The organism is Cohnella xylanilytica (genome assembly GCF_014212175.1).
GTDB lineage: Bacteria > Bacillota > Bacilli > Paenibacillales > Paenibacillaceae > Cohnella > Cohnella xylanilytica.
On the sequence record NZ_JACJVR010000028.1, the window covers coordinates 39,351 to 49,847 of the forward strand.

Annotated in this window: 10 protein-coding genes; 4 read left to right on the forward strand and 6 right to left on the reverse strand. The window is 58.9% G+C overall.

All coding sequences use genetic code 11. From position 1 onward, the window contains the following. Positions 1-549: 549 nt before the first annotated feature. Together H7B90_RS08235 and H7B90_RS08240 are read right to left on the reverse strand one after the other, a co-directional pair. Positions 550-1,383, reverse strand: a complete 834-nt coding sequence (locus H7B90_RS08235) for a TrmH family RNA methyltransferase (RefSeq protein WP_185135378.1) — start codon at positions 1,381-1,383, stop codon at positions 550-552. Next, the gene (locus H7B90_RS08240; protein WP_185135379.1) at positions 1,370-2,035 is read right to left on the reverse strand and encodes a potassium channel family protein; all 666 of its coding nucleotides are present in this window, start codon (positions 2,033-2,035) and stop codon (positions 1,370-1,372) included. Before H7B90_RS08240 ends, H7B90_RS08235 begins: the two co-directional genes overlap by 14 nt. 159 nt (positions 2,036-2,194) lie before the next feature. Here H7B90_RS08240 and sspI point away from each other — a divergent pair, with 159 nt between their 5' ends. Continuing rightward, complete coding sequence (gene sspI, locus H7B90_RS08245; RefSeq protein ID WP_246578835.1) at positions 2,195-2,419, forward strand: small acid-soluble spore protein SspI; 225 nt, start codon at positions 2,195-2,197, stop codon at positions 2,417-2,419. Here sspI and H7B90_RS08250 read toward each other — a convergent pair. Continuing rightward, a complete protein-coding gene (locus tag H7B90_RS08250) occupies positions 2,398-3,582 on the reverse strand; it encodes an alpha-D-ribose 1-methylphosphonate 5-triphosphate diphosphatase (RefSeq protein WP_185135380.1) in 1,185 nt (394 codons plus the stop codon). The two genes, sspI and H7B90_RS08250, sit on opposite strands and share 22 nt — an antisense overlap. Before the next feature lie 171 nt (positions 3,583-3,753). Between H7B90_RS08250 and H7B90_RS08255 the strand changes: the two genes are divergently transcribed. Continuing rightward, positions 3,754-4,551 carry a hypothetical protein gene (locus H7B90_RS08255; RefSeq protein ID WP_185135389.1) on the forward strand — a complete coding sequence of 266 codons (798 nt, stop codon included), beginning with the start codon at positions 3,754-3,756 and terminating at the stop codon, positions 4,549-4,551. Next, complete coding sequence (locus tag H7B90_RS08260; protein ID WP_221481968.1) at positions 4,548-5,009, forward strand: hypothetical protein; 462 nt, start codon at positions 4,548-4,550, stop codon at positions 5,007-5,009. Before H7B90_RS08255 ends, H7B90_RS08260 begins: the two co-directional genes overlap by 4 nt. Positions 5,010-5,103: 94 nt before the next feature. Here the strand turns inward: H7B90_RS08260 and H7B90_RS08265 are convergent, their stop codons facing one another. The 3 genes from H7B90_RS08265 to H7B90_RS08275 are packed head-to-tail and all read right to left on the reverse strand — an operon-like array spanning position 5,104 to position 8,591. Continuing rightward, positions 5,104-6,723, reverse strand: coding sequence for an extracellular solute-binding protein (locus H7B90_RS08265; RefSeq protein ID WP_185135381.1), 1,620 nt, complete (start codon positions 6,721-6,723; stop codon positions 5,104-5,106). A gap of 57 nt (positions 6,724-6,780) precedes the next feature. After that, on the reverse strand, positions 6,781-7,668 hold the full coding sequence (locus tag H7B90_RS08270; RefSeq protein ID WP_185135382.1) for a carbohydrate ABC transporter permease: 888 nt from the start codon (positions 7,666-7,668) through the stop codon (positions 6,781-6,783). Positions 7,669-7,679: 11 nt separating this feature from the next. Next, complete coding sequence (locus H7B90_RS08275) at positions 7,680-8,591, reverse strand: ABC transporter permease (RefSeq protein ID WP_185135383.1); 912 nt, start codon at positions 8,589-8,591, stop codon at positions 7,680-7,682. Positions 8,592-9,064: 473 nt separating this feature from the next. Here H7B90_RS08275 and H7B90_RS08280 point away from each other — a divergent pair, with 473 nt between their 5' ends. Then, entirely contained in the window at positions 9,065-10,081 is a 1,017-nt protein-coding gene (locus tag H7B90_RS08280) for a LacI family DNA-binding transcriptional regulator (RefSeq protein WP_185135384.1), read from the forward strand. Positions 10,082-10,497 lie beyond the last annotated feature (416 nt).

The window sequence follows — 10,497 nt, forward strand, 5'->3', positions numbered from 1 at the left end:
TCCAATTTTTCGGGCCGCCTGCTTGCGTCCGCTGGCCTAAAGATTTCAGGCTTAGAATCTCCCTCCCCCTCCCTTTCAATCCTTGTTCCGGTAAAACGAATGAATTACGCGAAGTCCATGCACGGTGAAACGTTTCGATTTTAACGAAAAAAATAATGGATGCGAAAATCTATGTCTATCAACGCCTTTTGAAACGTTTCGATTTCGATTATAGACCACTTTGAAATCGCATTCAAGAGGTTAATTTTAAAAAATCGAAACGTTTTTATATTTTTAAATAAACGAACCCGGCGCAATTGAAACGCATCGCCCAATCCTTCACGCTGCCCAGTTGAAGGCTCGCCACGAAGTGCCGCTCAGTCTTTTATCGCTCTCGCCAGCTCGCGTTCGGGACTTCACCCTGAAAATGACGCCCATGCTGGGCGGCGCTTGCCCTGGCTCAAGGAAGCCCGCCAAGCAACCAACTTCCATCAACAAAAAAAGACCCCTATAGAGACACAAAAGGTCTACTTAAGGGTCCGTCTCATCAAATAGCTCTTGACTCTGGATCTAAGCGTTCAATCCAAGAAAAATCCGCTGCCGCTGAGCCTCGAACAGGAGCACCGTCGCGGCCATCGCGACGTTGAGCGACTCGGCCTTGCCGGTCATCGGAATGATGATCGGCCGGTCGACGAGAGCGTTGACCGCCGGAGAGAGGCCGCTCCCCTCGTTGCCGAACAGAAGCCACGCGTCCCCTCCCGACAGGTCGCAGTCGTAGCAGCTCGCCGTCGCCTGAAGGCTCGTCCCGTACAGCGTCGCCCCGCGGGCTCGCGCTTCCGGCAGCAGCTCCGCCAAGTCCGCCTCCCGGACCGGCACGTGGAACAGCGCGCCCATCGTCGAGCGAAGCGTCTTGGCGTTGTACAGATCGGCCGTCCCCTTGCCGAGCACGACGGCTCGGGCTCCGCTCGCCGCGGCGCTGCGGACGATCGTGCCGACGTTGCCGGGATCCTGCACGCCGTCGAGCACGACGACCGGGCCGGCCGACGCGGCCGCCTCGAACAGGGCTTCCTTCTCGAGCGGAAGCTTCTTCGCCACCGCGAACACGGGCTGCGGCGTCTCGGTCTCGCTGCACTTGGCGATAACGTCCGGGGACGCCGGAATCCAGGCCGCTCCCCCCGCGTCTTCTCTCTCCGCGTAAGGCAGCAGCTCCGCGGGAATGCCGATCCCCTCGTCGAAGACGACGCATTCGACCGGCCAGCCGGCCGCCAGAGCTTCCGCCGTCAGATGAATGCCCTCGAGCTTGAAGCGCCCTTCCTTCTCCCGGTGCTTCCGCTCCGACAGCTTCGCCCAGCCTTTGACCCTCGGGTTGGCCACGGAAGTGATCGCTTGCTCAAGGCTCCGCATACGCTTGTTCCATTCGCGTCAATTGGTCGTTGCGCCCGACGATGACGAGGATGTCGTTCTGCCTGAGCGTCTCGTTCGCCGGGAAGGAGATGTTCATCTCGTCCCCTCGCTTCACGGCCAGAACGTTGCACCCGTACTTCGCCCGGATGTCGAGCTGCTTCAGGCTCTTCCCGAACATCGCCGAAGGAAGCTTCATCTCGACGATGCTGTAATCGCTGGACAGCTCGATATGCTCGAGGATGTTCGGCGAGATCAGATGATGCGCGACGCGAAGGCCCATATCCCGTTCCGGGTACACGACCTTGTCGGCCCCGATCTTGTTCAGCACTTTGCCGTGCAGCTCCGTCTGCGCCTTGACGATAATCTGGGGGACGCCGAGATCCTTCAGAATCAGGGTCGTCAGGATGCTGGCCTGGATGTCCTGTCCGATCGCGACGACGACGACGTCGAAGTTGCGGATGCCGAGCGCGCGCATCGCCTCTTCGTCCGTAGAGTCGGCGGATACCGCGTGCGTTACGGCGTTGGCGACCTCCTGCACCCGGTCGCTGTCGTCGTCGATGGCCAGCACCTCATATCCCATCTCGGACAGGAAGCGGGCCACGCTCGAGCCGAACCGGCCAAGCCCGATTACCGCGAATTGTTTTTTAGCCATGAGCTTGCTTGGTTACCCCTTTCGCCGAGGACTGAATTGCTTCCATTATAACACAATGCCCCGAGCGAAGCGTCCCGCGGCATAGCCGGCGGGACGCCAGGGAATTCTACTCGAAGGCTGCCCCAAACCGGGCATCGAAGGATAAAGGAGGTTTGTCCCTTGACCGTCACGATGAGCTTGCGGGAAGCCATTATTCATCGGGTGGAAGACAAGAACGGCGACGAATTGCGCGAGATTATCGAGGATTCCATCGGCAATGCCGAAGTGACGCTTCCCGGACTCGGCGTTCTGTTCGAGATCATCTGGCAGAACAGCCCCGAAGAGGAGCGCAATCGCATGGTGGACGCCCTTCACCGGCAAGTTCACAAGGACGCTTCTTCGTAATCCCGCGCGGACTGCACGAGCGTTCCGTTCGCCACGGTATCGGCGACGACCGGATAGCCCTGCAGCTTGCGGACGACGAGCAAATCGGCTTGTTTGCCAACTTCGAGCGAACCGATCTCGGCATCCAATCCGAGCGCTTGCGCCGGACGAAGCGACGCCAAGGCTGCGGCCGACGCGAGCGGCATTCCTTCGCTCTCCAGAGAGAACACCGCTTGAAGCATGGAGGCGGGATGGTAGTCGGAGCACAGAATGTCCGCCGCCCCCGCCCGGATCGCTTCGAACGCGGACATGTTGCGGTCGTGGGAGCCTCCGCGCACGACGTTGGGCGCTCCCACGCATACATGCAAGCCCCGCTCCCGCGCATAGGCCGCCGTATCGAGGTTAAGCGGGAACTCGACGACGCTCGCCCCGATCGCCGCGGACCGGTCCACCAATTCGCGCGAATCGTCGTCATGCGACGCGATCGCGATTCCCCTGCCAGCCGCTTCGCCGGCGAGAGCCCGCAGCGCCTCCCAATCGACTCGCGCCCGCCGCTCCTCCAGCTCGGCGACGATCTGCGCCACTTCCTCGATTCCGACCCCCTGGTTCTTCATCACGTATCGCTCGAACGCGCCCGGCCGGCTGTACTGCCCGACTCCGGGGGCATGGTCCATGAACGACAAATAGTCGATCAAGCCCTCCCGAATCAGGCGCTGCGCGAGCGGCATTCCGGTTAAGTACGACACTTCGTATCTCAAGTGCACCCGGTGGCGGATCATCGCCCGTTCCCTGCGGCTCTCCGCGATATAGCGAATAAGCTTCTCCATCAGCTCTTCCCCGCGAATGCTCAGCCCGACCCCGAGGGAGAGCGAGTGGAACATCGTCGTAATCCCGTGCAGCGCGAGCTTCCTCTCGAATTGCAGGAAGGCCATTCCGATGGGGAACAGCGCGTTCGGCCGGGGCTCGACCTCCTTCTCGATCGCGTCGCAGTGGATGTCGACGAGGCCCGGCAGCACCCACGCGCCTTCCGCGTCGATGACGCGATCGCCGGATTCGGCCCACGTCGCCGCGGCTCCCTTCTCGATCGCCTTGATGCGGCCGTTCTCCGCCAGCAGGTCCGCTTCCATAACGCCCGCCGGCCCGACGACAAGCCCGCCTTTTACAATCAGTCTCCGTCTGCTCACAACCCGTCGCCCGCTTCCCCGTTAAGTTTACGTTCATTTTACAATGAGCGCGGGCCGACAGACAATGCAGGGAGATTGGAAGCCGAAGGAGCCTCGGGAGCCCGCAATCGGAATAACCCTCGGCTATTCAGGAATACTACACGGCGAATCGGCCTATCTCCCGGAGGAGCTATGGATAATTACCGGAATATCGATAATAAATTCCGTCGTTATAAAGCCCATGTAAGCATTGGCGGGACGACGCAGTTCCATCTTCGGAATCCTTATGCCATCGCCTGGTGGTCGGCAGCCTTTCCCGGCTTCGGCCATCTGTTGCTTAGCAAATATTTGCGCGGCCTGGCTCTTTTCATCTGGGAAGTCATCGTGAATTATAACGCCAAAATCAACCTCGCAATGGTTCATTCCTTCTGCGGCAATATCGAACAGGCAAAAGAAGCTCTGGATGTCAGGTGGATGTTGATGTATATCCCCGTGTACTTATTCGGGATCTGGGACAGCTACCGAACCTGCATGGATATGAACAAAGTGTATTTGCTCTCCGAGAGGGAAGACGCTCCGTTCAATTCCTTCTCGATCGGCGCGCTCGAGATCAACTACTTGGACAAGAGGCAGCCCGTCATGTCCGTCATCTGGTCGCTCTTCATGCCGGGCCTTGGCCAATTGCACATTCACCGGCTATTAACGGCCTTTTTCGCCTTGGTCTGGACGATCGTGTTTTTATATTTCTCCAAGACGCTTGTCGCCGTTCACCATCTGTTCCTCGGGAATATCTCGAGAGCGACGGCGGTATTGGATAAGCAGTGGCTTATGTATATGCCTTCCATGTGGGGGTTTGCCGTTTACGATTCATATATGAACACGGTCGAGAACAACAAGCTCTTCGACAGCGAACAGAAGAACTATCTCATTAAGCATTTTCAAAGACCCGGCTTTCGAATCAAAAAGGAAACGCGGTGCGACGATCTATGATTCAAATCTTCTCGGCCTTCGAACATTCGGTCCATCTGGAATTGGCGATCAGCTCGCTGGAGAAGAACGGGATCGGCAAGGACGCCATGTACGCCGTCCCCTTGACGCTTCGCCGGAACGACCGGAGATTGTTCGATTCGCTTCACCGCTCGGACGGAATCTCGCTCCTTAGTACGGGAGCGGCATTGGGGACCGCCTTCGCCGTCGTCGGCGCCAGCGTCGGATTCAAGCTCGCATGGGGGCCTATCTATTGGGGACTGATCGGAACGACGCTCGGTTTTCTATTGGGGTTCTTGATCGACCTTTTTTACTACAAGGTCGTTAAGAAGCAACGGCGCTTATTAAGGGGGAAAAATCCGGATGTCATTTTTATCGTGGAATGCGAGGAGACGAAGGGAGATCTCGTGGAGGAGATTCTATGGCATCACTTCGCGCTAGGGACGGCACGAATCCGATAAGCGGAGTAATAGGGCGAACGCCGCCCGGAACGCCATCCATCGCCGTCCCGCCGCCGTTCGCCCTTGCCCCATCGTTCTTCCCTGTTTACTTCTCTTACTGAATGCCCTTCTCGTCGAAGTACGCGTTCGCCTGCTCCTGGACGTAGGCCAGAATCTTGTCCACGCCCGCCGCTTTCAGCTTGCTGCGGTACGTCTCCAGCGCCTTGTCCGGGTCCTTCACGAGCCCCATCATAAGCGGCTGGCCGTACTGCTTGATCACCTGGTTGACGGCCGCTTGCTCCGCCTTGACCGGCGCGTAATCCATCGTGATCGGGTCGAAAATGTTCGGCTTCGCCTCGGCCGCGAACTCCTCGTTCAGAGCCTTGAGGCCTTCCCAGCTCCCCTTCTGGTCCAGCATGTTCGGCTTGTAGCGCCAGCCCCAGCTCGCGATGTCGTAGTTCTTCCAATCCTTGGCCACCGTGGCGCCGGCCGGAGGAGTGACGATCGTCTTGCCGTCGGCTTCGATCGAGTAGTGCGTGCCTTCGATGCCGTACGTCATGAGACGGAAGTACGTCGGGTCGTTGCGCAGCTTGTCGAGCACCATGAGCGAGCGCTCGGGATTCGCCGCGCTCTTCGGCACCGCCATGGCGTTGGCCATCGGCAGCGTCGGGATCGCGTAGTTATGGAACCGGGTATACGGGAAGTAGCCGAGCTTATAGTCCGGGTTCGTCTTCGAGACGTCCGTGATGAAGCCGCCCGCCCCAGGAGCGTTGCGCCAGTAGACAGCGCCCGTGCCGGCCTTGATCAGGTCGCCCGCTTCCGTCTGCGACGAGAGCGTGTTGGACGCCCAGAAGCCTCTGTCCGCCCACGTCTTCATCCGCTTCACGAACTCCTCGAATTGCGACGTGAACGGATAGACGACGATGTCGCGCGGCTTGTCGTACGAGGTCGAGGCGATGACTCCGCTCTCGCCGCCGTACACCTTGAAGTCGTAATAGTCCGTGAACAGCGTATACACTTCGTTCCAAGCCTTGCCGCCGATCGGCGTGACGCCCGGCTTGCCTTTCTTGACGCCGTCGAGGTACGCCTCGATCGAATCGAGGTCCTTGATCTCCGGCAGCCCCAGCTCCTGGCGCCAGTCTTCGCGGTAGACGATGCCGTTCGGCGTGTACTCCGGGTTCGTGTTCGGCACCGCGTAGATCTTGCCGCCGACCGTCGCCGTGTCCCAATCGTCCTTCGGGACCTCTTCCCAAGTCTGCGGAGCGTACTTCGGCAGCAGGCCGGTCAGGTCCATGAACGCGCCTTGCTTGGCGTATTTGTAGAAGTCGGCCCAGCTCGACGCGAACAGCATGTCGACCTTCTCCCCGGACGCGAGCAGCAGGTTGTACTTGCTCTGCCACTCGTTCCACGAGGTGAAGTTCAGCTTGACCGTCGTATTGAGATCCTTCTCCAGCCTCTTGTTCCACTCCGCCAGCACCTTCGGCGTGTCCTGGTGCGCGTCGCCGAGCACGTACCAGACGAGCTCTACCTTCTTCGACGTGTCCGGCTTGCCCGAATCCGCCGCCGGCGCGCTCGCGGAAGGCGAGCTGCCGTCATTGCCGCCCGCAGAAGGAGAAGCCGCCCCGTTATTCGAGAGGCCGCTCCCGCTCCCGCCGCCGCTGCAAGCCGCCAAGAGCGCGGCCGTCAAGGTCAGCGGAACGAACGCCGACATCCGTTTTGCGATTTTCCGATTCATGTACATCCCCCTAGTGTTGGAAAATGAAAGCGAATATGTTAGCCGGGAGACCCGGTTCTAACCTTTGACCGCGCCGATCGTCAGCCCTTTGACGAAGTAGCGCTGAAGGAACGGGTAGAGCAGAATGATCGGCCCGGTGACGACGACGGCCGTCGCCATCTTGAGCGTCTCGGTCGGCGGCTTGAAGTCGGGCGACAGGTTGCCGGCGATGTTCGTCTTCAGCACCGAGGCGCTGGCCAGAATCTTATAGAGCAGGAATTGCAGCGGGAACTTGTGCTCGGACGTGATGAACAGATTCGCGGTGAACCAGTCGTTCCAATAGGCGAGCGCCATGAACAGGCCGATCGTCGCGAGCCCGGGCGTCGACAGCGGCAGGATAAGCTTCAGATAGATGGCGAAGTCTCCCGCGCCGTCGATCTTCGCCGATTCGACGATGGAATCTGGAATCGATTTCATGAAGTTTTTCATCAAAATGAGGTTCCAAGCGCTGAGCAGCCCCGGGATGACCAGCACCATGTAGTTGTCCTTCAGGTTCAAGTAATTCACGATCAGGATGTACCACGGAATCAGCCCGCCGCTGAACAGCGTCGTGAAGTAGATGTAGAACGACAGCCCGTTGCGGAACTTGAAGTCCTTGCGGGACAGCACGTACCCCGCCATCGACGTCAGGAACAGCCCGAGCGCCGTGCCGACGACCGTAACCAGAATCGTCACCTCGTACGCCCGGTAAATCTGGATCGGGTTCGTGAACATCGCCCGGTACGCGTCGAACGAGAAGCGGTCGGGGATGAGCTTGAAGCCTTCCGCGATGATCTCGTTCTCCGACGTCAGGGAGCCGATGATGATGACGAGGAACGGCAGCAGGCAGAGCAGCGACAGAATCGTGAGGAACGTATAGCCCGCCGCGTTGAATACCAGGGTCGATTTTTCCGTTTTGATCTTCATGGCTGCCCCTCCTAGAAAAGCGCGTAATCTTCGTTCGTTCTGCGGATGACGTAGTTGACGCCGAGCACGAGGATAAGCCCGAACAGCGATTGGAACAGGCCGGCCGCGGTGCCCATGCCGATGTCGAAGTTGACGGCGAGGGAGCGGTACACGTACGTATCGATAATGTCCGTCGATTCGAACAGCATGCCGTTCTGCCCGATGATCTGATAGAACAGGTCGAACTGCCCTTTGAGGATGCCGCCGAGGCTGAGCAGGATGAGCAGGATGAACGTCGGCACCAGCATCGGAATCGTGATCCGGCGGATGCGCTGGAAGATGTTCGCCCCGTCGATCTTCGCCGCCTCGTAATACTCGTCGCCGATCGCCATGATCGCGGCCAGGTAGATGACCGTGCCGTAGCCGAGCCCCTTCCAGATGTGGAAGAAGACGATGATGTATTTCCACGGCGCCGTGTGCATGTAGAAGTCGTACTCGGGCAGCCCCAGCTGCGTCAGCAGCGTCGGGATGACGCCGTTCTCCGAGCTGAACAGGTTCAGCACGAAGGCGCCGACGAGCACGAACGAGATGAAGAACGGGAGGAACATGACCGATTGGGACGCCTTCTTGAAGATCTTGCCGGGAAGCTCCGCCAGGAACACCGCGCAGATCAGCTGAAGAACGTTGCCGAGGACGATGAAGACGACGTTGTAGAGGATCGTGTTCCGCGTCAGCGTCGCCAATTGGCCGGAGCCGAACAGGAATTCGAAGTTGTCGAAGCCGACGAACCGGCTGCCGAACAGGCCGCCTTCGAAGCTGTAATTCGTGAAGGCGTAGTAGACGCCGACCATCGGTATGTAGCTGAACAGCGTGAAGAACAGAAGAGCGGGCGCGATCATCAGGAACAGGACTTTGTTGCGGGCAAGCTCCCGAAGCAGGCTCATGGGGCGGGCACCTCCGAAGCGATTGAATGTTGGGAAAAGCGGCTAGCATCACTAATTATGTGAAATCGATTTCTTATTTTCACAGGATCAAAGGCCATCCAGGCGAATCCATCGTCCTTGCTAGGAATGCATACCAATCTAGGCCATCGGGCAGGCAAGCCGCCGCCGATGCAGGCGAATCGGACTCTACTTTTGTGAAATCGATTTCTTAATAACGAACACTTCTTATACGAAATCGGGCGGCGCATCTCCTCCATTCGGCGTACGAGGCGACAATCTTCATGATGATCGAACCGGTTCGAGCAGACCCAATCCTCTTGTTACGAGAGCCGGCGCGTGCAGACCGACCTTCATGATGTGCTAGTCGGCTTGCGAGGACCCATCTTTATGCTTGAAATCGATTTCAGTTTGAATTATAGTTTTGGTAACGAAGCTCTGTCAAATCCTTTTTTTCAGGTAAGGTTGAGATCCCTATGGACATTAAGATCGTGGACGTCGCGAACAAGGCCGGCGTCTCTCCCGCCACCGTCTCGCGCGTGCTGAACGGCAACGCCTACGTCAAGTCGAAGACCCGCGAGAAGGTCAACCAAGCGATCGCCGACCTCGGCTACCACCGGAACGCCTTCGCGCAGAACCTGCGGTCCCAGAAGTCGATGACGCTCGGAATCATCGTGCCGGACATCAACTCCTCTTACTTCGCGGAGATCATCAAGGGCATCGAGAACATGGCCTACTCCCGCAAGTACCGGGCGATTATATGCGATGCCGAGAACCAGCCGGAGAAGGAGCTCGAGTATTTGAGCCTGCTCCTGAGCCGCACTGTCGACGGCATGATCATCGCCACTCCCGCCATCTCGGACGAGGAGATCGTCCGCCTGTCGGACAAGGGGTATGCGATCGCCGTCATCGGCAAGAATATCGATCACCCGAAGGTGCCTTGCATCTTCACGGACAACGTGAAGTTCTCCAGGGAAGTGATCGACCACCTGGTCGGGCTCGGTCATCGGGACATCGTCTTCCTGAGCGGCTACGCCGAAGCGGTCGATAGCTTCGAGCGGCTCGAAGGCTACCTCAAGGGACTGAAGGAGCACCACATTCCGTTCCGCCCCGAGCTGGTCGAGAACGGCAACTTCAACGAAGCCGGCGGCTATGAAGCGATGATGCGGCTGTTCGACAAGAAGATCTCCTTCACGGCCGTCTACGCGGCGAACGACGAGATGGCCCTCGGCGTGTACAAGGCCTGCGCCGAGAGAGGCATCCGCATCCCGGAGCAGATCGCCGTCGTGGGCGTCGACAACAACCGGATCAGCAAGTACCTGACGCCGACGCTGAGCACGGTGAACCAGCCGAAGTACGCGATGGGCGCCGTCATCGCCGAGAAGCTGATCGACCAGATGAACGACAACGAGTTCAGCGAGAAGCGAGTGTTCTCCGTCGATTCCGAGCTGATCGTGCGCGGGTCGTCCGGCGGCCCGAAGGCGTCTTCGTGACTGACTCCAATTATAGGGAAGATGGCCGGCGGATTGAATACCCCATTTTTCAGGTTATCTTGTACGTTCTTCGGATAGGGGCTCCGATGCATGCGGCCCGGTTCGGTTCGGCGTTCGGCGGATGCGGCGTTGTCGCCGCTCCGTCTTCCGCTCGCGGGACGGCCGATCGGCCGCGCGCACTTGCAGCTCTTTTCCTCCCTTACGCCGCCTCTACGCATCTCCCCGTTTGTTCTCCATACAGCAAACGCCCCTCCGCGTGTCCCCGATGGATCTCCGCGTACCTCCTTCGTAGTCCCGTACGTTTTCCCTGTAACATTTCTTCTGCGGTCCGCGTGTGTTCTCTACGTTACCTTATCCGTCCGCCGACGTTCGTACTTTCTTCCATCATGCGAGCTCTCGGTTCGGCCCCCTAATTC